This window comes from Burkholderia sp. Bmkn7 (assembly GCF_041103175.1).
GTDB lineage: Bacteria > Pseudomonadota > Gammaproteobacteria > Burkholderiales > Burkholderiaceae > Burkholderia > Burkholderia cepacia.
Genome location: NZ_JBGCUH010000001.1, coordinates 907192 through 930719, shown reverse-complemented (window position 1 = coordinate 930719; position 23528 = coordinate 907192). Strand labels below are relative to the sequence as shown.

The window sequence follows — 23528 nt, the reverse complement described above, 5'->3', positions numbered from 1 at the left end:
GCGGGGCGGCAGGCGGATTCAGGCACGCGGCGTGCCGCGACGCGAACCTGCCTGCCCGCGGATCAGACCACCGCCGAGCGTGCCACCCGCACCGGCACCGACTTGTACGACGGCGTGCCGCTTTCCTTGTCGATGTAGTCGAGCGGCACGAGCACGTTCGCTTCCGGGTAGTACGCGCCGACCGAACCCGGCGCGATGTCGTACTCGATCGCGGTGATCTTCTCGAGACGCAGCGTGCGGCCCGAGGCGGTGATCGTCTCGATGTCGACGAGGTCGCCGTGTTCGAGCCCGTACTTCGCGAGATCGGCCGGGTTCATGAACAGCACGTCGCGACGCCCGAACACGCCGCGATAACGATCGTCGAGCCCGTAGATCGTCGTGTTGTACTGGTCGTGGCTGCGCAGCGTGATGAGCCGCAGCACCTGCTCGCCGCCGAGCACGTCGGCATCCTCCTTCACGCCCTTGTAGACCGAGAACATCGCCTTGCCGGTCGGCGTCGGCCACACGCGTTCGGTGGGCGGCAGCGGCAGCCGGAAACCGCCCGGCGTGCGGATGCGCTCGTTGAACGCCTCGAAGCCGTCCACCGTGCGGTCGATCAGGTCGCGGATGCGGTCGTAGTCGGCGATCAGGTCGAGCCATGCGACCTTGCTGTTCGGCAGCGTCGCATGCGCGATCCCCGCGACGATCGCGGGCTCCGAGCGCAGCTGGTCGGACGCCGGCTTGAGCTTGCCGGCCGACGCGTGGACCATCGACATCGAATCCTCGACGGTGATCGACTGGCGGCCCGTGGCCTGCATGTCGAGCTCGGTGCGGCCGAGCACCGGCAGGATGAAGGTTTCCTTCGCGACCAGCAGGTGCGAGCGGTTCAGCTTCGTGCCGAGATGCACGCTCAGGTCGAGCTTCGCCATTGCCGGGAACGACTGTTCCGGATCCGGCAGCGCGACCGCGAAGTTGCCGCCGAGGCACAGCAGCGCCTTCGCGGTGCCGTCGATCATTGCCTGCATCGCCTGCACCGCGTCGTGCCCGTGATGCGCGGGCGGCGTGAAGCCGCACACGTCCTCGATCTTCTTCAGGAACTCGGCCGACGGTTTTTCGGTGATGCCGACCGTGCGGTTGCCCTGCACGTTCGAATGGCCGCGCAGCGGGCACACGCCGGCGCCCGGCTTGCCGATGTTGCCGCGCATCAGCAGCAGGTCGGCGATCAGGCGCACGGTTGCGGTGCCCTTGTTGTGCTGCGTGACGCCCATCCCGTACGTGACGATCGTCGCGTTCGACTTCGCGTACGCGATCGCGACCTGTTCGAGCTGCGCCTGGCTGAGGCCGCTCGCGCGTTCGATGTCGTCCCACGACGTGGCTTCGAGGTCGGCCGAGAACGCGTCGAAGCCGTCGGTGTGCTGCGCGATGAAATCGCGGTCGAGCACGTTGCCTTGCTCGGCTTCGAGCTTCAGCAGCGCCTTCATGATGCCCTTCAGCGCGGCCGCGTCGCCGCCGGCATCGACCTGGTAGTACGTCGACGCGATCCGCGTCGAGCCGAACGACGCCATCTCGATCATGTCCTGCGGGTCCGCGAAGCGTTCGAGCGCGCGCTCGCGCAGCGGGTTGAACACGATGATCGGCACGTTGCGCCGCGAGCATTCGTGCAGCGTGCCCATCATCCGCGGGTGGTTCGTGCCGGGGTTGTGGCCGATCGAGATGATCAGCTCGCAGTGGTCGAAATCCTCCAGCGACACGGTGCCCTTGCCGATGCCGATCGACTGCGGCAGGCCGACGCTGGTCGGCTCGTGGCACATGTTCGAGCAGTCGGGGAAGTTGTTGGTGCCGAGTTCGCGCGCGAACAGCTGGTACAGGTACGCGGCTTCGTTCGATGCGCGGCCCGACGTGTAGAACTCGACCTGCTCCGGCGGCAGCGCGCGCAGCACTTCGCCGATGCGGGCGAACGCATCGTCCCATGCGATCTCGCGGAACGTGTCGGTCGCGCGATCGTAGACGAGCGGATGCGTGAGCCGGCCCATGTTCTCCAGTTCGTAGTCCGACATGCGCAGCAGCGACGACACGGTGTTCGCCGCGAAGAACTCGGGCGTCACGCGCTTGGTCGTCGCTTCCCACGTGACGGCCTTCGCGCCGTTCTCGCAGAACTGGAACGTCGACTTGTGTTCCTTGTCGGGCCACGCGCAGCCGGGGCAGTCGAAGCCGTCGGGCTGGTTGGTCCGCATCAGCACGATCGGCGCCTCGATGGTCTCCATCTGGGTACGCACCGCGTCGGCTGTCGCGCGAAGCGCGCCCCAACCGCCGGCCGGCCCGTCGTACTTCCTGATGCCTGGCACTTCGCGTCGATTTGTCATGGTGAATCTCCAATAGCCGGGCCCGGTGCGGGTGGCTCGGTTGCGCCGTGTCGCGGCGTGGGGCGGCTCCGTCCGGCGGACGGAGCCGGTCATGCGTGCCCCGGGTTGCAGGGCATGCGTTGTTTTAGTGGGCGTCTTTCTTCGCGCCGGACGACTTCTTGCCCGACGGCTTCGCCGCGGGCGGCGGGGCGTCGGCGGGCGTGTCGTGCGGCTTCGCGTCTGCTGCCGCCTTGGCGGCCCGGCCGTTGGGCTTGGCCTTGCCGTCGGCTTCCTTCGTCTCTTTCGCTTCCTTCGCTTCAGGCGCGGCGAGCTTGTTGAACTTCACTTCGTCGCTGTCCTTGTCGTAGTCGACCTCGCACTTGTCGCCCGACTTCAGCCGGTCGGCGAGGATCTCCTTGGCGAGCCGCGTCTCGATGGTCTGACGGATCTGGCGCTTCAGCTCGCGCGCGCCGAACTCCGGCTGGTAACCGGCTTCGGTCAGGTGCTCGACGAGCGAATCGCCCATCACGAGCGTGATGTCCTGCGCGGCGGCCGTGCGGATCACGCGGTCGAGCTGGATCTGCACGATCGAGCGGATGTTCTCCTTCGACAGCGCGTGGAAGACGATCACCTCGTCGATGCGGTTCAGGAACTCGGGGCGGAAATGGCCCTTCAGCACCTGCATCAGTTCCTCGCGGATCGCCTTGTCGGTCTTGCGCGCGGCTTCCGGCTGCGTGAGGTTGTCCATGATGATCGCGGCGCCGAGGTTGCTCGTCGCGATGATGATCGTGTTGCTGAAGTCGACCACGCGGCCCTTGCCGTCGGTCAGGCGCCCGTCGTCGAACACCTGCAGCAGCACGTTGTACACATCGGGGTGCGCCTTCTCGATCTCGTCGAGCAGGATCACGCTGTACGGGCGCCGCCGCACGCGCTCGGTGAGCTGACCGCCTTCGTCGTAGCCGACGTAGCCGGGCGGCGCGCCGATCAGCCGCGCGACCGCGTGCCGCTCCATGTACTCGGACATGTCGATGCGGATGATCGCCTGTTCGTCGCCGAACACGGTCTCGGCCAGCGCCTTCGCGAGTTCGGTCTTGCCGACGCCCGTCGGCCCGAGGAACAGGAACGTCGCGATCGGCCGGTGCGTCTGGCCGAGCCCCGCGCGCGACAGCCGCACGGCATCGCTGACGGCCACCACCGCGTCGCTCTGGCCGACCACGCGCTCGCGCAGCTGCTCTTCCATCTTCAGCAGCTTCTGACGTTCTTCCTGCGTGAGTTCGGACACGGGGATGCCGGTCAGCCGCGACACGACCTCGGCCACGGATTCGACCGTCACCTCGAGCGTCTCGGAGCCCGTCTTGCGCTGCCACGCCTCCATCATCTCGTCGACGGCCTTCTGCTTCGCGTTGATCTGCTCCTCGAACTGCTTCGCCTCGTCGAAGCGCTTGCGCGAGGTCGCGTAGTCCTGCTCGCGCTTCAGTTGCGCGATCTGCGCTTCGCCTTCCTGAATGTCGACCGGGCGCGACGTCGCGCCGATCCGCACGCGTGCGGCGGCCTGGTCGATCAGGTCGATCGCCTTGTCGGGAAGGAAGCGCGACGTGATGTAGCGGTCGGCGAATTCCGCGGCCGCGACGAATGCGTCGTCGGCGAACGTCACCTGGTGATGCGCCTCGAGGCTGTCCCGCAGCCCGCGCAGGATCACGATCGTCTGCTCGACGCTCGGCTCCGGCACGAACACCGGCTGGAAGCGCCGCTCGAGCGCGGCGTCCTTCTCGATGTACTTCTGGTATTCGTTGAGCGTCGTCGCGCCGATCAGGCTCAGCTCGCCGCGCGCGAGCGCGGGCTTCAGCACGTTCGCGATGTCGAGGCCGCCTTCGCCGCCGCCCTGGCCCGCGCCGACGATCGTATGCAGCTCGTCGATGAACAGGATCAGTTCGTCCTGCTTCGCCGTGACTTCGTCGATCAGCTGCTTCGCGCGCTCCTCGAACTCGCCGCGATACTTGGCGCCTGCCACCATCGAGTTGATGTTGACTTCGACGAGCCGCTTGTCGCGCAGCACCTCGGGCACGTCGCCGTTGACGATCCGCTGCGCGAGCCCTTCGACGATCGCCGTCTTGCCGACACCCGGCTCGCCGATCAGCACCGGATTGTTCTTCTTGCGGCGCGCGAGCACCTCGATCGTGCTCTCGATTTCCTGCGCGCGGCCGAGCACCGGGTCGAGCTTGCCCTGGCGCGCGATCGCGGTGAGGTCGCGGCCGAACTTGTCCAGGTTCGGCGTGCCGGTCGGCGCATCGACGCGGCCGTCCTCGGCACCCTTGCCGACCACCTTCACGACTTTCTGGCGCAGCGCCTCGGGCGTCACGCCGTATTTCTTCAGCAGCGTGCCGGCGACGCTGTCCGGCACCGACGCGAGCCCGATCAGCAGGTGCTCGGGGCCGATGTACGAATGGCCGAGATCGCGCGACGCCTGGAACGCGTACTGCACGGCCTTCTTCACGCGCGGCGAGATCGACAGCTTGTCGAGCGGCGCATCGGGGTCGGCCGTGCCGGTGTGCGCGTGCTCGTCGATGTACGACCGGATGTCCTGCGGCGACAGCTTCAGTTCCTTCAGCAGCGCGGCGCACACGTCGGTGTCCGCGAGCGCGTAAAGCAGGTGTTCGGAATCGAGCTCGCTGCGGCGCAGCTCGTGCGCCTTCTCGGCCGCGCGCTGCAGCAGTTCCAGCGTCTGCTCGCTGAACGCGTCGGTCGGGTCGACCGATTCGCGCGGGACTTCGGCGGCGAGCGGCGATTCGTCACCGAGCCCGCCGAACAGCGACGACGAGCCGCCGCCCAGCAGCGAATCGAACGGGTTCAGCATGCTTTGATGCCGCATCAGCTGACGGAAGTGGTAGTCGCAGATCGAGATGGTCTTGCGCTCGCCGTCCTGCATCACGGTTGCGCGCGCGACGGCCGGCCGGGCGTGGCAGATATCGCAAAGTGCGGGCATGGTGGTCTGGCTCCTGTCGGTGAAAGTGGGTCGAAGGGTGAAGTCCCGATGCGGTGCGGCGCTTGCGCGGCCCGACCGCGAGCGCACGACATGAAGCAGGGCGGCACGGCGGCGCCCGGGCCGTGCCCGGGCTATCGCGCAGTGCGCGCCGGCGTCGTGCGCGATCGCGGTCAGGACGGCAGGCGTGCGTGCCGGGAGGAGCCCACGGCATCGCTTCGACTGCGTTCAAAATAGCGAATCGGCGGAGGCCATCCAAGACACAGTTCCGCGCCGGCCCGGCCGCGAATTGCACCCTCGGATGCGGGCGCGCACGGACGAAGAGGAGCACAGACGCGCGGATGCACGGCGGCGCGGGCGTGCGCGGCACGCGTAACGCGCGGTGACGGGAAAGCGGGGCGGGCGCCACGCCAGCGGGGCGCGGTGCGACATGGGCGCGCAGGGCGCCGGTTGCAGGTGGATGGCGGGTGCCGCGGGTGGCCGGGCGCGACGGAAGCGCCGCACGGAGCGCATGCGGCGAGCGGCCGGATGCAACCATGCGCGCACCGCGGACGATGCGTGCGTGGCGGCCGAAGGAGCAGGCGGGTTGCACGGTCCGGCGCGGACGGGGCGCAACCGCGGCGTGCCGCGGTCAGTCCGGGAGGGTCATCGCGAGCCGTTGCCGGGCGATCTGCTTCACGTCGGTTGACAGTTCCGTATCCGGCAGGCCATTGGCCCAGACGGAGAACGAATCCTCGATCAGGTTGCGCGTGTCGGGCGGCAACTCGGCCAGGACCAGCGACAGGACGGTGAACAGCACGGCGGTATCGCCGGCCTGGCGGCTCGCGTTCGCGTCGACCGCCTTCTTCAACTGGTCGACCGACGCCTGCAGCGCCTGTAATGCCTCATTCGACTCGCTCATCACACACTCCATGCAAAGTGGGCTCGATCGGCGACGAACATGCGGCCGGCGGTGCGGCCGGCCGCGCGCGACGCCCGGCGGGCATCGCGCGGACAGCCGAGGTCAGGCCGTTGGGTTGCCCTGCGGTGCGACGGACACCGATGCTTCGCTCGTCAGCATCAGGAACGTGAACGTTTCGCGCAGGTACAGGCGGACGACCTTGTCGGTATGGCTCGTGTAGCCGATCGATACGTCTTCCCCGAGATGCAGCTCGTAATCGCCGCCGCGCGTGGACAGCACGCAGCCGCCGCTGATCGCCGGCGCCCAGATGATCTCGCCGCTGACGATCCGTTTGATATGGCCGAGGACCGGATAACCCTGGTCGCGCGCCTCGCTGAGCGCCGTGTACGCATCCGAGCCGAGCACCACCGAATACGGGCCGTCGACGCCGGCCAGGCGGAGCGCCTCGAGCGCATCGCTGATCGCGTCGGGATACGCGCTGACGTCCGCCGGCAGCGTGAGCTTGCGATTCGACGTGCCTTCGCGGATGCCGACGATGCCGGCGGCCCGGTAGCCGTCGAAGATCGCGTTGTCTTCGGCGAACGCGAGCCGCTGCGCGGCGTCCTTCGCCGGTTGCCAGTCGGCATCGCGCGCGCCGCGCTCGACGCTGTCGATCGCATCGCGGCTCAACTCGAACGGCACCGTCAGCTCGACGATCGTGCGGACTTCGCGCAGCCGCGCGTTCACGTGCTCGCGCGGCGCGTCGACGGCGACCAGGTGCCCGGTGCCGACGGCCGACAGCTCGGGGCCTTCGGGGCCGTCGACATCGACGACGCGGCGGCCGGCCACCGATCGTTTGAACGTGCGTGCCACTTCCTCCTCGATTTGTTCCCAGGCGGAAGACGAGATCGGGGCGAGTTCGCGGTGCAGGTTATTCATGGATTTGGATTGCCTCACGTCAGCGGAAACACTTGATGGCGGGCCGATCGGCTGACGGGCTGTGCGTGATGCCAGCCTGCCGATCGCGGACGAAAATGAATATTAGCAGGCTCGATCGACACCGCTGCAGCACAAATCGAAACGACACCGTGCGGTCGCGCAACTGTGATGCAATTCGCGCGGTGCGGGGGTGGGCGAACACGGAATGCCGCGACCGGATTGCCGCGATACCCGGGGCGTGCCGGCGGCACCGTCGCCCGGGCCGCGTTCGACGCTGTGCGGAATCAATTCCGGTCGACGTCCTGTCGCGAGTCGTGCATTCTTACGAACATTCATCCAGCCGGGTGTCTGCCAGCAGGGGTTGGGCGGTCGTCGGAGCCGGGCCCGGATGAATCATAGACGCAGCCTATTGATGCTTCACAACAAGTGGAGGTCGTTCATGGCATTACAACTCGTCTCGCCCGAAGACAAATACATGCTGAAGACGGGCGTCATCAATCACGAGGATGTGATCGGGCATTTGCGGCAGGTATTGAACGCGTTTGCCGCGAAGCCGGAGTACAGCAAGTTCTATATCGGCATCACCAGCGACCTGTACACCCGGCTGGCGAAACATCGCGCCACCAAGCCTGACTTCAAGCTGATGGCACCGATCTATCTCGAAGCGCACAACCTGGTCGGGAACGCGTTCGACCGTCTGGAGCGCAAGGCCATCGAGACGTTCCGTACCGGCATCACGCACCCCCAATCCGGCGAACGGCTGCTGGCATGCAGCAACGGCCCGGGCGGGGCGTTGCCGAAGAACTGGCTCTATATTCTGGTGGGTTGAGTCGCGTGGGCGGCGTGCCGGGAATGCGAGCCTGTGCGCGTAACCGTCCATAAGCGGCGGCGCGGTGGAGGGGGCTGTTGCGCGGCGCTGCACGCGCACTGCGGCCGACTGAACAGAGGCGGTTCCGGACACGCCCCGCGCGCGGTCGCGTGCCGGACGGCCGTCGGTACCCTGCGTTACGACGGGACGCCTTTCAGCGAGCCGATTTTCAGCGAACCGTCGCGATGCGGCGCGGACGGCGACGCTTCCGGCTGCGCGGCGTCGGCGGCCGGCGCCGCGCGATCGACGAGCGCTTCGAGCAGGTCGGCGGACGGCACGAAGAACAGCGAGCCGGTGACCGCGCGGCTGTAGTCGAGCAGGCGGTCGTAGTTGCCGGGCGGCCGGCCGACGAACATGTTCTCGAGCATCTGCTCGATCGGCGCCGGCGAGCGCGCGTAGCCGATGAAGTAGGTGCCGAATTCGCCCGCGCCCGGGCGCCCGAACGGCATGTTGTCGCGCAGGATCTTCACTTCCTGGCCGTTCTCGTCGAGCGTGGTCAGCGAGCTGTGCGAGCACGACGGCTTCACGTCCGGCGCGAGTTCGATGTCCGACAACTTGGTGCGGCCGATGATGCGTTCCTGCGTCTCGACCGCGAGCGCATTCCAGCCGGCCATGTCGTGCAGGTACTTCTGCACGATCACGTAGCTGCCGCCCGCGAATTCCGCGTCTTCGTCGCCGATCACCGTGAAGTCGACCGCCTCGCGGCCTTCCGGGTTCTCGGTGCCGTCGACGAAGCCGATCATCGCGCGCTGGTCGAAATTGCGGAAGCCGTGCACCTCGTCGACCACCGTGACGGCATCGCCGAGCGCGCCGAGCAACTGCGTCGCGAGTTCGAAGCACAGGTCCATCGCTTCCGCGCGGATGTGCAGCAGGATGTCGCCCGGCGTCGCGACCGCGACGCGCTGCCCCGCGCCGAACTCGCGGAACGGATGCAGCGCGGCGGGGCGCGGGGCGCCGAACAGCGCGTCCCATGCGTCGGCGCCGAAGCCGCATACGCAGGTGAGGTTGCCGCCCGGCACGCGCTTGCCGACCGAGCGCACGAGCGCGGCGATGTCGCCGCACCACGAACGGATCGTGTCGGCGTGCTCGGCGCCGGGATTGATCGTCGCCACGAGGAAGATCGCGCTGCGCGTGATCGGGCTGTGAACGGCCTGGGAGAGCGGGGGAGGTGTCTGCATCGCGGGCTGCCGGTCAGTCATGTCGGGACGGGCGGGCCGTGGCGCGCGAAGGCGAACGGTTGAACTGTGTCATGCGACTGTTCTCTTTGTGTCATGCGGATGAAGGACGTCGCGCGTGCCTCGCGCAACGGGCCGCGGCGGTGGCGGCCGGCCGCGCGGCGCGTGACCGGCCCGCACCGCGTAACGTCGTCGAGCAAGCAATCTAGCAGCTTCGGCGGGGCTTTGGAACCCGTATCGCCGAACTGTCATGCGAATGCGTCAAACAGGGCCGGGTTTCGGGCGGCGCACGCGCAGCTGTACTCCTGGCGTGCGCGGCGCTGTGCTCTTGAGCGCGCATGCCGCGTGCAGTAGATTAGGTTCCGCTGCGCCCGCCGACGAGGAGCGTCATCATGAACCTGCTGGAAGCGATGCGTGTGTATGTCGCGGTGGTCGAGCGTGGCGGCCTGTCCGGTGCGGCGTCCGAACTGCGGCTCGACGAAGCGCAGGTGAGCGAACGGATCGACTGCCTCGAACGGTATCTCGGCTGCCGCCTGCTGCTGTGCCGCGAGCACGACGACGTGGCCTGCTCCGATGCGGGCGTCGCGTTCCACGTATGCTGCCGCCGGACGTTGTCCGCGGTCGAGCAGGCGATCGGCGCGGCCGGCCCGCACGCGCCGGCGGTGCCGGATGCGCTCGACGCGGCCGACGCGCACGACGCACCCGACGCACCCGATAGCGGGACCGTGCATGCTGCCGCGCACGACGCGGCGTTCCCGCCACCCGGCGCCGTTCAAGTTTCCTCAACGCGACTGTCACCTTGAATACGACCACCGTTCCCCGCTCGCCGGCCGAGCGCATTCGCCGCCGCTTCGGCCATTTCCTTCACGCGGCCGAGCTGGCCGGGCTGATCGTGATCGGGCTCGCGACCGCGTTCGCGATGGCGCAGGAAGCGTGGAAGGTCGTGCTGGCGGGCGAAGTGTCGCTGACCGACCTGCTGCTGATGTTCCTGTACCTGGAAGTGCTCGCGATGGACGTGCGCTACCTGCGGCTCGGCCGGCTGCCCGTGCGGTTTCCGCTGTTCATTGCGATGACGTCGCTCGCGCGCGACCTGATCCTGCGCGGGGCGACCGACAGCCCCGAGCGGATGCTGATGACGACGTTCGGAATCGTGCTGCTCGCGGTGGGCGTGCTGATCCTGAGTTTCGGCCAGCATCGCTTTCCGGCGGACGTCGACGATGTCGAGGACGATGTGCATGCGCGCAGGTGAGGAGCGGGTGGCGTGCCGCATCCGGCGCGGCGGCTGTAAGCGGCCAAGGCGGCCAATGCGGCCAAACTGATCAAACTGACCAACCAACCGGGCGAGGTATCGAATGACCAGGCAACTGATCGTCGCTGTGTTCGGCAGCGTCGACACGGCCCGTCGGGCCGCGAGCGATTTCGGGGCGCTGTCGGACAAGCATGAGGGATTCCACATCGAGAACGGCGTCGTCGTCGAGAAGGACGCGACCGGCAAGCTCGCGGTGCTCGATGCCGAATCGCGGCCGTTCAAGGGCGGCGTGATCGGCGCGATCGCAGGCGGGCTGCTCGGTCTGCTCGCCGGGCCGCTTGGTGTGGTCACCGGCATGGCGGCCGGCGCGGGGGCCGGCATTCTCGCGGAAGCGGCCGGCAACGCGCTGCTCGACGGCACGTTCGTCGAGACGATTGCGGCGCGGCTCGTGCCCGGCAGCGTCGCGGTCATCCTCGAAGCGAAGGAGGACACGCCGTTCTCGGTCGACAACGTCGTGACCGGATTCGGCGGCAAGGTGTTCCGCCAGGCGCTCGATTGAGACGCTTCCTTTCGGTCAGCTTCGGGAGAACCGCATACGCATCGATCAATCGTACCGTCGCTTCGACATCGCGGCGACGTTGACGCCGCTGCCGGGCAGCGGCAAGCGCGCGATCGCGGCCGTCGACGTGACGACCGACGATCCGGCGCGCGTCGCCGATCTCGGCACCGGGCAATTCCTGCAGATCCGCAAGTGGGTCGAGTCGAACGACGTCGCGTGGCTGACGGTGGTGTTCGACGAGTGCAAGGTCGCGATCGACCACTACGCGGACAACGTCGACGACGCTTGATCGCACGCGAGGCCCGAGCATGACCGGGCTTCGCGTGATGGCCGCCCGCCGGCCGGCGGCAATACGCGCGCCCATGCGCCTGCATGTGCGCCCGATGAATGGCCCCGCGCCGGGCCGTTCCGCCGCGTTCGAATCTGTTCACCACGCCAACCGGATTTGGCGTTTCCTCGCCAAACTGTCACTTACATTCGTCGAAATGACGCAGTAGGATGCCGAACCTTGTCTAGATGAGATTCGCGTTGCTATCCGCCTTCAATTTCGATAACGGACGAGGTTCGAACCGGGCCCCCCGCGCCCGGGCACGGCTATCCGGCTTCGTGCACCGGCGCGGCCATGCCGCCCGTGCAGCGCAGGCCGGTTCACCGCTGGCGGGGCGAGGCGGATGAAGCTCTACGAGAAATTTGCAAACGACGTAGAGAGACTCATCCGGCAAGGCGTATATCGACACGGCGATCGTGTGCCGTCGGTGCGGCAGGCGAGCCAGCAGCACCGGATCAGCATCACGACCGTGCTGCACGCGTATCTGCTGCTGGAAAGCCGCGGGCTGCTCGAAAGCCGCCCGCAGTCCGGCTATTTCGTGAACCTGCGGCGCGACGACGGCCATGCGCCGGTGCGCGAGCTGCGGCCGTCGAAGCCGATCGCGATCTCGTCGTCGGTCGACGTGAGCCGGCTCGTGCTGTCGACGCTGCGCTCGATCGGCACCGACGACGCCGTGCCGCTCGGTTCGCCGTACCCGGACCCGAGCCTGTTCCCGTTCGAGAAGCTGAACCGCTACGCGTATGCGGCCGGCCGCGACAAGTCGCTGTGGGGCGTGACGGACGGATTGCCGCCGGGGCATCCGCGGCTGATCCGTCAGATCGCACGGCGCTACCTGGAAAACGGGATGTCGGTGGACCCGAACGAGATCATCGTGACGGTCGGCGCGACGGAGGCGATCAACCTGTGCCTGCAGGCGGTGGCGAAGCCGGGCGACACGATCGCGGTGGAATCGCCGACGTTCTACGCGATGCTGCACGCGATCGAGCGGATGGGGATGAAGGCGATCGAGGTGGCCACGCATCCGGAATACGGGATCGACATCGCGGCGCTGGCCGCGATCGCGAAGTCGCAGCCGATCGCCGCGTGCATGGTGATGCCGAACTTCCAGAACCCGCTCGGCTTCCAGATGCCCGACGAACGCAAGCGCGAACTGGTCGAGTTCGCCGCGAAGGCCGACCTGCCGGTCATCGAGAATGGTGTGTACAACGAACTGTACTTCGGCAACATGCATCCGAGCACGCTGAAGTCGTTCGACCGCCACGACATCGTGCTGCATTGTGCGTCGTTCTCGAAGAGCCTGACGGCCGCCTACCGGATCGGCTGGGCGCTGCCGGGCCGTTATCGCGAGCAGGTCGAGAAACTGAAATTCCTGAACACGCTCGCGACGCCGTCGTTGCCGCAGCTCGCGATCGCGGAGTTTCTCGAACGCGACGGCTACGAGCATCACCTGCGGCGGATTCGCAAGGCATATGCGCAGCAGGCGAACCTGATGCGGGCGATGGTGTCGCGGTTCTTCCCGGAAGGCACGCGCATCTCGAGCCCGGCGGGTGGCTATGTGCTGTGGGTCGAGTTGCCCGCGCAAGTCGATGCGATGCGGCTGTACCAGCTCGCGCTGGAGCAGGGCATCACGATCGGGCCCGGCTACATGTTCTCGATCGCGGACAGCTACCGGAATTTCATCCGCCTCAACTACAGCAGCCCGTGGTCGCCGGAGATCGAGCAGGCGGTCGTGACCGTCGGCAAGCTCGCCGCCTGCTGCGTCGACTGACCGTACCGCCGCGCGTCGGGCGCGGCGCGTGGCGTCACGTCAGCCGGTACGACTGCGCGCCCGTTCCCGCGAGCGTGCCGCCGTCGACGATCAGGTATTCGTCGCGGATCGGCTTGCCGTCGAACCAGCACTGCAGGATCTCCAGCGTGCCGGCCGCATAGCGTGCCTGCGCGGACAGCGACGTGCCGGAGATGTGCGGGGTCATCCCGTTGAACGGCATCGCGCGCCAAGGGTGATCGGCCGGCGCCGGCTGGGGAAACCACACGTCGCCGCCGTAGCCCGCGAGATGTCCGGACGTGACGGCATTCACGACCGCGTCGCGGTCGACCAGCTTCGCGCGCGCGGTGTTGATCAGGTATGCGCCGCGCTTCATGCGCGCGATCATCGCCGCGTCGAACAGGTGCTCGGTCGACGGGTAAAGCGGGATCTGCAGGTTGACGATGTCGACGGCGCTCGCGAGCGACGCGGCATCGGCGTGATACGTGAGCGCGAGTTCCTGCTCGACCGACGCGTCGAGCCGGTGGCGCTGCGTGTAGTGCAACTGCAGGCCGAACGGCTTCAGCCGGCGCAGCACGGCGAGCCCGATGCGGCCCGCGCCGACCGTGCCGAAATGCATGCCCTCGACGTCGTAGCTGCGCGACACGCAATCGGCGATGTTCCAGCCGCCTTGCTGCGCGATCGCATGCGACGGCAAGTAGTTGCGCACCAGCGCGAGCGTCGTCATCACCACGTGCTCGGCCACGCTGATGCTGTTCGAGCCGGTGACTTCGGCGACGGTGACATGCGCGCGAGCGGCGGCGTCGAGATCGACGTGATCGGAGCCGATGCCGGCCGTCAGCGCGAGCTTCAGCTTCGGCGCGCGGGCGATCCGTTCGGCCGTCAGGTACGCGGGCCAGAACGGCTGCGAGATCACCACGTCCGCTTCGGGCAGCCGGCGCTCGAATTCGGAATCGGGGCCGTCCTTGTCGCTCGTGACGATCAGCGTGTGGCCGTGCGCCTCCAGATAACCGCGCAGCCCGAGCGCGCCGGACACCGAGCCGACGAGTTCGCCGGGCCGGAAGCCGGGCGGGCCGGCCGGCGTCGGCGCGGTTTGGCCGTCCGCGTAGCGCGTGATGACCGGAATCGCATCGCGCACGTAGCGCGGCGGGTAGCCGTCGACCGGATCGGGGTAGAGCACGCACAGGACGGTGGCCATCGGGTAGCACTCCTGGTGAAGGGGGGGATGCGGCACGCGGATTGCGCAGGACGCGCGACGTGCCCTCGCAGGCAACGGGTGTGTTGCGCCGCAACGTTGATGACGTTCTACGCCCGTCATGGCTCGCGTACAAGCTACAGTCGGTGTTTGCGTGCGCTGCGGAGGCGTCTGTACCTGTTCTTTTCAAATGGGATGTCGATAATGGGATCCTTACCTGACTCTCAGGGAGCCACGTCATGACTGGAAGCGACGCTTCGTCTTCACGCCCCGACCTCACGCAAGGCATCGCGCTCGACGATCTCGCCGACGGCGCGATGATCGAGGGCCATGTCGGCGATACCGCGGTGCTGCTCGTGCGCCGCGCCGACGAACTGTTTGCCGTGGGCGCGCAGTGCCCGCACTACGGCGCGCCATTGGCCGACGGCCTGCTGGAGGGCGACACGATCCACTGCCCATGGCATCACGCGGCGTTCTGCCTGCGCACGGGCGCACTGCTGCGCGCACCGGCGCTCGACGGGCTCCCGTGCTGGCGCGTCGAACGCCGCGACGGCCGTGCCGTCGTGCTCGATGCGCGGCCGGCCGCCGCGCCTCCCGCGCTGAATGCGGCCGGGCTGCCCGCGTCGGTGGTGATCGTCGGCGGCGGCGCCGCCGCGATCGCGGCCGCCGTGACGCTGCGGCAGGCGGGTTATCCGCATCCCGTCACGCTGCTCACCGCCGATGCCGATCCGCCGTACGACCGGCCGAACCTGTCGAAAGACTATCTCGCCGGCACGGCCGACGCCGACTGGCTGCCGCTGCGTGCGCCGTCGTTCTATACCGACCACCGGATCGACGTGCGGTGCGGCACGCGTGTCGCGCGGATCGACCCCGCGCGGCAGGCGGTCGAACTGGCCGACGGCAGCCGTGTCGGGTACGGTGCGCTGCTGCTGGCAACGGGCGCCGAGCCGAACCGGCTGAGCGTGCCCGGCGCGGATCTGCCGCACGTGTGCGTGCTGCGCTCGCGTGCCGATTGCGACGCGCTGATCGGCAAGCTGAAAACGGCGCGCCGCTGCGTGGTGGTCGGCGCGAGCTTCATCGGGCTCGAAGCGGCCGCCGCGTTGCGCACGCGCGGGCTCGACGTGCAGGTCGTCGCGCCCGATGCGCATCCGATGGCGCGCGTGCTCGGCGAAGCACTCGGCGACACGATCAAGGCCCTGCACGAATCGCACGGCGTCGTGTTCCATCTCGGTGCGACGCCGGCGCGGATCACGCCGGACAGCGTGACGCTGTCGACCGGCGACGTGCTGCCGGCCGACGTCGTGCTGGTCGGCATCGGCGTGCACCCGAACGTCGCGCTCGCGCAGGACGCGGGGCTGGCCGTCGAGCGCGGCGTGACGGTCGACCGCTTCCTTCAGACGAGTGTGCCCGGCATCTACGCGGCCGGCGACATCGCGCGCTGGCCCGATCCGCTGACGGGTGAGCGCATTCGCGTCGAGCACTGGGTCGTCGCCGAGCGGCAGGGCATCGTCGCGGCGCGCAACATGCTCGGCCAGCAGCGCCCGTTCGACGCGGTGCCGTTCTTCTGGAGCCAGCATTACGACCTGACGATCAACTACGTCGGGCATGCGGAGCAATGGGATCGCGTCGAGATCGACGGCGACCTCGGCGCGCACGACTGCGCGATCGCGTACTGGCGCGGCGACACGCGGCTCGCGGTCGCGACGATCGGCCGCGATCTCGACAGCCTGAAGGCGGAAGCGGCATTCGAGCGGCAGATTGCAGCCGCATGACGGCCATGTGACGACATGATTCGAACCCGGAGGCAAGATGAGCCCTGACATCCGCGCACGTTTCGAAACCGAGTTCGCGCCGCACATCGCGGCGCGCGTGCTCGGCCTGTATCAGCCTGGTGAAGTGCGCGTGGAAGTCGTGCCGCACGACGGGCAGGGGAGCCCGACCTGTGTCGACGTGATCGGCCTCACGTCGACGGCCGGGCTGCCGAACCGGCTGAACGCGCGGCTCGCGTGGCGCGGCGACGCGATCGATGCGTTGCTGTCCGAGCCCGACCGCAGCCGCTTCGACCGCTATCTCGCGGCGCTGCCGGTCACGATCGAACGCTGGCAGATGGAATTGCCGGTCGACTTCAGTTCACGGACCCAGCGCGACCGCGAAATCCTGATCGGCGATCTCGATTTCGATGCGTGAAACGCGCGGTGCGCTGCCCGCCGGCGATGAACCGCGCGACCTTAGCGGTCGCGCGTCTTGACGATCACGCGGCCCTGGTCGATGCCGCCGCGCAGCGCTTCGTCGCACGTGAGCCATTCGGGCGTGACGAGTTCGGGCGCAGGCAGGTCGACCGGCGTGCCGTCGCGGAAGATCCGCACCTGCGCGACCCACGCGCCGTTCGCGTTGCGCGTCGCCTCGACGCGAATCTCGTGATCCATGAAGGTGTCGGTGGCTTGCATCGGTCGGGGCCCTCCGTCGTGCATGAACGCGGTGCGTCGATCGTAGCAGCATGGCGCGCGCCGTGCACCGGAAACGAAACGGAATTTGCGTGCGATTCGGTGTACGAACAGATGGGTGAGACGGGAGCAAACCTGTGGCCTTCGACCTGACCTTTTCGATCAAGGTGTTCGCGGCGCTGTTCGCGATCATGAACCCGATCGCGAACATCCCGGTGTTCCTGTCGCTGACCGAAGGCGCGGCGGACGGCGTGCGCCGCAAGGTCGCGCTGACGGCCGCGATCGGCGTGACGGTCGGCTGCATCGTGTCGGCTGTCGCGGGCGGCGCGATCCTGCACGTATTCGGCCTGACGATCGACGATTTCCGTCTTGCGGGCGGGCTGCTGGTGCTGCTGATCGCGCTGTCGATGCTGCACGGTGCGCCGAGCCGCCAGCATTCGCCGGGCGAGGACGAAGGCGCCGACCCGGCGGCGGCCGAGAGCGTCGCGATCTATCCGCTGACGATCCCGCTGCTCGTCGGCCCCGGCACGATCGCGACGATGATCGTGCTCGGGCACAGTGCGTTCTCGACCGGACAGGAACTCGCATTCGCGCTCGGGCTCGCCGCGTTTCTCGTGCTGCTGGCCGTTTCGTTGCTGTCCGCGCCGCTGATCGGCCATTACCTGTCGCCGCGCGTGACGGCGGTGACCCAGCGCCTGATGGGGATGATCCTCGCGGCGATCGCGATGCAGATGATCGTCGCGAGCCTGAAGGCCGCGTTCGGGCTGCCGCATTGAACGCGGCGATGGTACCGACGCACTGCATGGCCACGCGCGGCCCGCGACCGGGCGCACGCCTTGCTCGACCGGCTTGACGGTCTGATCGACCGTTCACGTCATCGACAAGGAGGGCCAGACATGAAAGCAGTCGTATTTCACGGCATAGGCGACATTCGCATCGACACGGTGCCCGATCCGGAAGTGGCAGCGGCAACCGACGCGGTCGTGCGCCTGACGGCCAGCGCGATCTGCGGTACCGACCTGCACATGGTGCGCGGCACGCTCGGCGGGATGAAACCCGGCACGATCCTCGGCCACGAGGGCGTCGGCATCGTCGAGGCGGTCGGGCGCGACGTACGCAACCTGCGGCGCGGCGATCGCGTGCTGATTCCGTCGACGATTGCCTGCGGCAGTTGCGCATACTGCCGCGCGGGCTACACCGCGCAATGCGACGTCGCGAACCCGGGCGGGCCGCGCGCCGGCACCGCGTTTTTCGGCGGCCCGGCGGACAGCGGCCCGTTCGACGGGTTGCAGGCCGAATACGCGCGCACGCCGCTCGCGCACGCGAGCCTGATCCGGTTGCCCGACGCGATCGACGACGATCGCGCGATCCTGATGTCGGACATTTTCCCGACCGGTTATTTCGGCGCGCAGCTCGCGGAGGTGAAGCCGGGCGATATGGTCGCCGTGTTCGGTGCGGGGCCGGTCGGCCAGTTCGCGATCGCGAGCGCGAAGCTGATGGGCGCCGGGCGCGTGATCGCGGTCGACCGGATCGCGTCGCGTCTCGAGATGGCTTGCGCGCAGGGCGCCGAGATCGTCGATTTTTCCGAGGACGATCCGGTCGAAACCGTGCTCCGGCTGACGGGCGGGATCGGTGTCGATCGCGTGATCGACGCGGTGGGCGTCGACGCGATGCGCGCGACGCACGGGCCGGCCGCGGCCGATCGCGACGCCGCGCGCGCGTTCGACGCGGAAGTCGACGCGATCGCACCGCGCCGCAACCCGAACGGCCGCAACTGGGTGCCGGGCGACGGGCCGTCGCAGGTGCTGCAATGGGCGGTACGCGCGGTCGCGAAGGCCGGCACGATCGCGGTGATCGGTGTGTATCCGCCGACATCGCGCGTGTTTCCGGTGGGCGACGCGATGAACCGGAACCTGACGATCAAGATGGGCAACTGCAATCACCGCACGGTCACGCCGCCGCTCGTCGAGCTGGTGCGCAGCGGCGCGTTCGACCCGCTGTCGGTCCTTACGCGCTGCGAGCCGCTGACGAACGCGATCGATGCGTATCGTGCGTTCGACGTGCGCGAGCCGGGCTGGATGAAGGTGAAGCTGGCGCCATGACGACACGAACCGAAACAGGGAGTACCGCGATGAACGATCGATACGACAACTGCATGGCTGCGTGTGACGCATGCGCGCATGCGTGCGACGCATGCGCGGCCGCGTGCCTTGCGGAGCGTGACACGCACACGATGGCCGACTGTATTGCGCTCGACATCGAATGCGCGCAGTTGTGCCGCTTCGCGTCGGGTGCGATGGCGCGCCGCAGCGTGCTTGCGCCGGGCGTCTGCGCACTGTGCGCGCATGCGTGCGACCTGTGCGCGGCCGAGTGCCTGCGGCATGCGCACGCCCATTGCCGTCGCTGCGCACTCGCGTGCGAAGCGTGCGCGGCGATGTGCCGCGCGATGGCCTGAGCACGGGCGGCTACGGCGTACGCTGAATCCGGTGGGCGACGCGCTCCAGCAGCGCGTCGAGCACGACCATCTCGACAGGCTTCACGAGATGGTCGTCGAAGCCCGCGCGTTCGGTCCGCGCGAGATCCGACGCGCGCCCGTGGCCGGACAGCGCGACGCAGGTCGTGTCGCGCAACGCGTCGATCGCGCGCAGTTCGTACAGCAACGTGAAGCCGTCGACGTCGGGCATCGTCAGGTCGACGAGCATCAGGTGCGGGACGAAGTCGCGGGCGAGTGCCAGCGCTTCGTCGGCCCGGTAGGCGACGCGCGGCGCGTGTCCCTTCATCTGCAGCAGCACGGCGAGCGTGTCGGCGGAATCCCGGTTGTCGTCGACGACGACGATGCGCAGCGGCGTGGCGACCGGCTGAGCGAAGGCGGCCGGCTCGGGCACGCAGACGCGTTCCGTGCGCCCCACCCGGTCGATCGGCAACCGCACCGTGAACGTCGCGCCGCGGCCGGGCCCGGCGCTTTCGGCGGAAATCCGTCCGCCATGCAGTTCGACGAACGTCCGGCAGATCGCGAGTCCGAGCCCGAAGCCGTCGGATGGCCGGCGCCCCGGCGCACCTTCCTGCTCGAACAGGTCGAAGATCGTTTCAAGTGCGCCGTTCGCGATACCGACGCCCAGGTCGGAGACGCGGATCGCGACCACCGGCCCTTCCGTCCGTGCGCCGACGTCGATCCGTCCGCCGTGCGGCGAGAACTTCGACGCGTTGTCGAGCAGGTTGTGCAGCACCTGGACGAGCCGTGCATCGTCGCCATGCAGCAGCACGGCATCGGGCGGCAGATCGACGTGGATGTGCTGCCCGCGCGCGGCCAGTTTCGGCTGGATGCTCTCGACGCCGCGACACACGATATCGCGCACGGTGACGGGGCGATCGTCGAGCTCGACCTTGCCGGCCGTGATGCGCCCGACGTCGAGCAGATCGTCGACGAGCCGTGTCAGTTGTCCGACCTGGCGATCCACGGCGTCGCGGCAGCGTGCGAGCGCGGGCGCCGGGTCGGCCAGGTTTTGCAATATGCCGACCGAATGGCGCAGCGGCGCGAGGTGGTTGCGCAGTTCGTGCGCGAGCATCGCGATGAACACGCTGAGCCGGTGCGTCGACGCTTCGAGTTCCTCGAGCCGCTTGCGCTCGGTCATGTCGCGCGTGATCTTGATGAAGCCGCACAGCTGGTTGTCGTGATCGTGCACCGGGGTGATCGTCACGCTCGCCCAGAACTGCGAGCCGTCCTTGCGCACACGCCAGCCTTCGTCTTCGAAGTGACCCCGCGCGGCCGCCTCGTCGAGCCCGCGCGACGGCCGGCCCGCCGCGATCGCGTCGGGCGGATAGAAGCGCGAGAAGTGCTGGCCGACGATCTCGGCCGCGCGATAGCCCTTGATGCGCTCGGCACCTGCGTTCCAGGTCGCGACATTGCCGTGCGGATCGAGCATGAACACTGCGTAATCGGTGATCGAGCCGACGACCGTCTGAAAACGGAACTCGGCGAAGCGGTGCGCCAGGTCGCGCGCGTCGGGCGAACTGGGCGGTGGGGGATGCGAGCGAGGATCGGCGTCGTGTCTATTCATCGTGGGAGCGGGTTGGAGGCGGGCAGGCAAACGCTGCCGGACCGCCGCAGGACGAACCGGCGGCGGCTACGGGAATCGGATTGGCACCCCGCAAAGCATAAGGGAACTCGATTCGCCTGACCAATGGGCGCGCATCGGTTGTGCCGTCCGTCGTACTGGCGGCCGGAACCGGGTGCGGCCGCGCGACGCGGCATGCCGGTTGCGTGACCGCCCGGTTCGCCCGTCGGACGGCGGCCGTGTGGCCGCACGCGACGGCAAGCCACGCAAGGAGGTCGACATGAACAGCACGCTGAACCCCGACAACGAACCGGCCGGCCCGGACGACGACAACGCCAGCCGCGGCCGCGACGGCCGCGCGCTGGGGCCGAGCGACTCGTCCGACAGCGGCAGCGACACGGCCGGCGCGCGGCGCCATCCGTTCGACATCGATTCGCCGCTCGACGAGCACGCGCTCGAACGCGGCGATGCGTCGCTCGACAGCGATACGGACCGCGCGGGCACCGGCGAGCGCGCATCGGCGGACGGCGATTCGACATTCGTAGAAGGTGCCGATATCGAGCCCGACCGCACCGAGCGGCTGAGCGGGCCGGATCGCGACGAAGAATCCGCGGCCCCGGACGATCCGGACGATCGGGGCGCCGGCGGCGCGCCATGACGCCCGGTACGCAAAAACTGCAATCGCATTGCAGATTCGCGCGCCCGGCAGCGGATCGACGGCGCGGCGCGCATGTGTCGTGCGACGGCAACGATATCGGCACGCGGCTTGCGTTCGAGCCGGCCGGCATGCGCCGTGTCGCGACCCGGCATGGGGCCGTGCGCGGCGCAGGCGCGAACAAGGAGAGACACGATGCAACGACGATATCCCGGACGGCACGGCGAGCGCGGCCTCCCGGACGACCCGGCACGATGGCCGGAGGAAGACCATGAATCGCCCCGCCGTCGCTCGGCGAGCGAGAGCGTCGGCGCGGAAGACTGGGGCAGCGAATGGACCGAGCGCGCCGCGCGGCCGGCGGACCAGCGGCGCCGCATGTCCGACCCGGACTGGCAGGGCGGTGCGCGCTCGCCCGCATGGGACGCCGAACGCGGCTACCGCGAACCGGGCCGCCGTGCGGAGGGCAGTGAAGGCCCGTATGGCGGCGACCGCCCGGAATTCCGCGGTCATTTCCGGATGGGCCGGTACGGCGGCGAGCACGATCGCGGCGACCCGCGAGACCCGCCGCGCTACGGCGGCTACGCGCCCGACCCGTCGCGGTACGGCGGCGACGCTGAACGCGACGCACTGCGCCATCGTCGCGGGCCGAAAGGCTATACGCGTTCGGACGAGCGCATCCGCGAGGACGTGTGCGAGCGGCTTGCGCATGCGCTCGACATCGACGTGAGCGACGTCACCGTGCAGGTGCAGGACGGCTGCGTCGTGCTGGACGGCACCGTGCCGTCACGCTGGATGAAGCACGACATCGAGGATCTGGCCGATGGCTGCTTGGGCGTACGCGACGTCGAGAATCGCGTGCGCGTGCATCGCGACGGCGAACACGATACGGGCATGGTGCTGCATCCCGACCAGCGAACCGTCACGCCGACGCTGCCGGCCGCGCGCGATCCCGAACCGGGCGCCGTCGTGCCCGGCCGCGAGCGCAAACCGCACCATTGACGGCCGCGCACGCCACGGCGCGATCCCGACCGCGAGCCGCGCGCGCATGACGGCCGGCGTCGACGATACGCGACCCGCGCGACCCGCGCGGCGCGCCGGCGCAGGCCACGACCGCCGCGACGAACGCGGCCTGCGCCGGCGGATCGCGGCCGAACCGTGGCGCGCGATCCGGCATTACCGTGCACACGTGCTGGCGGCGATCGCGCTGCTGGTGCTCGCGAAGGCGGCGGCCATCTCGGTGCCGTCGCTGCTTACGGACATCGTCGACGGTTCCGGCCATGCGGCCGGGCAGCCCGTCGCGTGGCCGGTGCTGCTGCTGCCCGCGTACGCGGCCGCACGCGCGCGGTCGAGGCCGGTTTCCGCGCATACCTGACCCGGCCCGCGGTAGCGGCCGACCTGATCGCGGCGTTGCGTGCGCTCGCGTTTTCCCCTGGAGAATCCCATGCCGAATCTTTCCCACCCGATGCCCGCCACGTCGACCGACCGACGCGCCGGTAGCGCGTTCGCGAACCGCCAGGCCGCGGTGGCGGCCGTCGAGCTGCTGCTGCCGAGCCTGTCGGCCGCGCTGCAGAGCGACTTCGTCGGCGACAGCGGCTGCCTTCACATCGTGATCATGGATCCGGCGCTCGGGCCGCTCGACGCGACGTTCGAGGACGCGATCCTGTACGAGTTCTCGCTGCCCGACGCGAAGGACTGGGACGCCGACTACCGTGCCTACGCGCGCGCGAAGGCGCGGCTGTCGTGGGAGACGGGCCGCGACGGCCATGTCGTGCAGGCGCTGGAGCCATACCGGTTGCGCGCGGGCGACACGAATCTGTGGGGCGGTGTCGCGCTCGGCGGAATCGTGGTCGGCGTGTCGGGCGCGCAGCCGTGGTTCGACGAGGCGTTCGCGGGATGCATCGCGCACTGCCTGCGCGCGCTCGCGAAGCACCGCGCGCAGGCGACGCCCGACGCGCTCGCGATCTGAGCCCGGCCCTCCCGGCCCGTTTTTACAGCAGCTTATAAAAAAGTCGGCGATCGCCGGGCCGCGCACGATGCGGCGCGGACGCGCGCGGCCCGGCACGGTTCTCGCTGTACCTCGTGCATCGATGCTTGTCGCGACAAGCGTCCCGTCAA

General features: G+C 68.8%; 22 protein-coding genes and 1 pseudogene. 15 read left to right on the top strand and 8 right to left on the bottom strand.

The features are described 5' to 3' along the window. Positions 1–62: 62 nt before the first annotated feature. The 4 genes from AB3K92_RS04105 to AB3K92_RS04090 form a co-directional block, all read right to left on the bottom strand. Positions 63–2342, bottom strand: a complete 2280-nt coding sequence (locus tag AB3K92_RS04105) for an FdhF/YdeP family oxidoreductase (protein ID WP_059555803.1) — start codon at positions 2340–2342, stop codon at positions 63–65. Between the two features lie 124 nt (positions 2343–2466). Continuing rightward, complete coding sequence (locus AB3K92_RS04100) at positions 2467–5304, bottom strand: ATP-dependent Clp protease ATP-binding subunit (RefSeq protein ID WP_369464489.1); 2838 nt, start codon at positions 5302–5304, stop codon at positions 2467–2469. Positions 5305–5932: 628 nt separating this feature from the next. Then, positions 5933–6202 carry a hypothetical protein gene (locus tag AB3K92_RS04095; protein WP_226193153.1) on the bottom strand — a complete coding sequence of 90 codons (270 nt, stop codon included), beginning with the start codon at positions 6200–6202 and terminating at the stop codon, positions 5933–5935. A gap of 102 nt (positions 6203–6304) precedes the next feature. Continuing rightward, entirely contained in the window at positions 6305–7120 is an 816-nt protein-coding gene (locus AB3K92_RS04090) for a family 1 encapsulin nanocompartment shell protein (protein ID WP_060375840.1), read from the bottom strand. A gap of 439 nt (positions 7121–7559) precedes the next feature. Here AB3K92_RS04090 and AB3K92_RS04085 point away from each other — a divergent pair, with 439 nt between their 5' ends. Beyond that, the gene (locus tag AB3K92_RS04085) at positions 7560–7949 is read left to right on the top strand and encodes a GIY-YIG nuclease family protein (protein WP_021157953.1); all 390 of its coding nucleotides are present in this window, start codon (positions 7560–7562) and stop codon (positions 7947–7949) included. A 176-nt stretch (positions 7950–8125) separates the two neighbouring features. Here the strand turns inward: AB3K92_RS04085 and AB3K92_RS04080 are convergent, their stop codons facing one another. Then, positions 8126–9187 (bottom strand): Dyp-type peroxidase, encoded by a 1062-nt coding sequence (locus AB3K92_RS04080; RefSeq protein WP_369464488.1) that lies wholly within the window; start codon positions 9185–9187, stop codon positions 8126–8128. 368 nt (positions 9188–9555) lie between these two features. Between AB3K92_RS04080 and AB3K92_RS04075 the strand changes: the two genes are divergently transcribed. The 5 genes from AB3K92_RS04075 (at position 9556) to AB3K92_RS04055 (ending at position 13067) form a co-directional block, all read left to right on the top strand. Continuing rightward, complete coding sequence (locus AB3K92_RS04075) at positions 9556–9966, top strand: LysR family transcriptional regulator (RefSeq protein WP_369464487.1); 411 nt, start codon at positions 9556–9558, stop codon at positions 9964–9966. Then, entirely contained in the window at positions 9963–10412 is a 450-nt protein-coding gene (locus AB3K92_RS04070; protein WP_042973791.1) for a phosphate-starvation-inducible protein PsiE, read from the top strand. The genes AB3K92_RS04075 and AB3K92_RS04070 overlap by 4 nt, the downstream gene beginning before the upstream one ends. Before the next feature lie 103 nt (positions 10413–10515). After that, positions 10516–10971 (top strand): DUF1269 domain-containing protein, encoded by a 456-nt coding sequence (locus AB3K92_RS04065; protein WP_048028537.1) that lies wholly within the window; start codon positions 10516–10518, stop codon positions 10969–10971. A 34-nt stretch (positions 10972–11005) separates the two neighbouring features. Next, a complete protein-coding gene (locus tag AB3K92_RS04060) occupies positions 11006–11260 on the top strand; it encodes a hypothetical protein (protein WP_021157957.1) in 255 nt (84 codons plus the stop codon). A gap of 382 nt (positions 11261–11642) precedes the next feature. After that, on the top strand, positions 11643–13067 hold the full coding sequence (locus AB3K92_RS04055) for a PLP-dependent aminotransferase family protein (protein ID WP_059862665.1): 1425 nt from the start codon (positions 11643–11645) through the stop codon (positions 13065–13067). A gap of 34 nt (positions 13068–13101) precedes the next feature. Here AB3K92_RS04055 and AB3K92_RS04050 read toward each other — a convergent pair whose 3' ends face one another. After that, complete coding sequence (locus AB3K92_RS04050) at positions 13102–14262, bottom strand: NAD-dependent formate dehydrogenase (RefSeq protein ID WP_192387941.1); 1161 nt, start codon at positions 14260–14262, stop codon at positions 13102–13104. A 236-nt stretch (positions 14263–14498) separates the two neighbouring features. Between AB3K92_RS04050 and AB3K92_RS04045 the strand changes: the two genes are divergently transcribed. Together AB3K92_RS04045 and AB3K92_RS04040 are read left to right on the top strand one after the other, a co-directional pair. Continuing rightward, positions 14499–16031, top strand: a complete 1533-nt coding sequence (locus AB3K92_RS04045; RefSeq protein WP_249456118.1) for an FAD-dependent oxidoreductase — start codon at positions 14499–14501, stop codon at positions 16029–16031. Between the two features lie 37 nt (positions 16032–16068). Continuing rightward, positions 16069–16446: a DUF5594 family protein gene (locus tag AB3K92_RS04040; RefSeq protein ID WP_369464486.1), complete on the top strand. Its 378-nt coding sequence runs from the start codon at positions 16069–16071 to the stop codon at positions 16444–16446. Positions 16447–16487: 41 nt separating this feature from the next. Here AB3K92_RS04040 and AB3K92_RS04035 read toward each other — a convergent pair whose 3' ends face one another. Continuing rightward, complete coding sequence (locus tag AB3K92_RS04035) at positions 16488–16706, bottom strand: DUF6566 family protein (protein ID WP_301862189.1); 219 nt, start codon at positions 16704–16706, stop codon at positions 16488–16490. Positions 16707–16840: 134 nt separating this feature from the next. Between AB3K92_RS04035 and AB3K92_RS04030 the strand changes: the two genes are divergently transcribed. The 3 genes from AB3K92_RS04030 (at position 16841) to AB3K92_RS04020 (ending at position 19158) form a co-directional block, all read left to right on the top strand. Further along, positions 16841–17479 carry a MarC family protein gene (locus AB3K92_RS04030; RefSeq protein WP_027792504.1) on the top strand — a complete coding sequence of 213 codons (639 nt, stop codon included), beginning with the start codon at positions 16841–16843 and terminating at the stop codon, positions 17477–17479. Positions 17480–17599: 120 nt separating this feature from the next. Further along, the gene (locus tag AB3K92_RS04025) at positions 17600–18805 is read left to right on the top strand and encodes a zinc-dependent alcohol dehydrogenase (protein WP_369464485.1); all 1206 of its coding nucleotides are present in this window, start codon (positions 17600–17602) and stop codon (positions 18803–18805) included. 29 nt (positions 18806–18834) lie between these two features. Further along, on the top strand, positions 18835–19158 hold the full coding sequence (locus tag AB3K92_RS04020) for a hypothetical protein (RefSeq protein WP_059485944.1): 324 nt from the start codon (positions 18835–18837) through the stop codon (positions 19156–19158). Between the two features lie 10 nt (positions 19159–19168). Here the strand turns inward: AB3K92_RS04020 and AB3K92_RS04015 are convergent, their stop codons facing one another. Further along, the gene (locus tag AB3K92_RS04015) at positions 19169–20761 is read right to left on the bottom strand and encodes an ATP-binding protein (protein ID WP_369464484.1); all 1593 of its coding nucleotides are present in this window, start codon (positions 20759–20761) and stop codon (positions 19169–19171) included. Between the two features lie 277 nt (positions 20762–21038). Between AB3K92_RS04015 and AB3K92_RS04010 the strand changes: the two genes are divergently transcribed. From AB3K92_RS04010 to AB3K92_RS03995, 4 genes and pseudogenes are all read left to right on the top strand, one after another. Continuing rightward, a complete protein-coding gene (locus AB3K92_RS04010) occupies positions 21039–21416 on the top strand; it encodes a hypothetical protein (RefSeq protein ID WP_048028567.1) in 378 nt (125 codons plus the stop codon). Between the two features lie 192 nt (positions 21417–21608). Next, on the top strand, positions 21609–22412 hold the full coding sequence (locus AB3K92_RS04005; protein ID WP_059485940.1) for a BON domain-containing protein: 804 nt from the start codon (positions 21609–21611) through the stop codon (positions 22410–22412). Continuing rightward, positions 22409–22743: pseudogene (locus AB3K92_RS04000) on the top strand (ABC transporter ATP-binding protein); the annotation flags it as partial. The gene AB3K92_RS04005 and the pseudogene AB3K92_RS04000, both read left to right, overlap by 4 nt. A gap of 132 nt (positions 22744–22875) precedes the next feature. Further along, complete coding sequence (locus AB3K92_RS03995; protein ID WP_059555958.1) at positions 22876–23379, top strand: hypothetical protein; 504 nt, start codon at positions 22876–22878, stop codon at positions 23377–23379. Positions 23380–23528 lie beyond the last annotated feature (149 nt).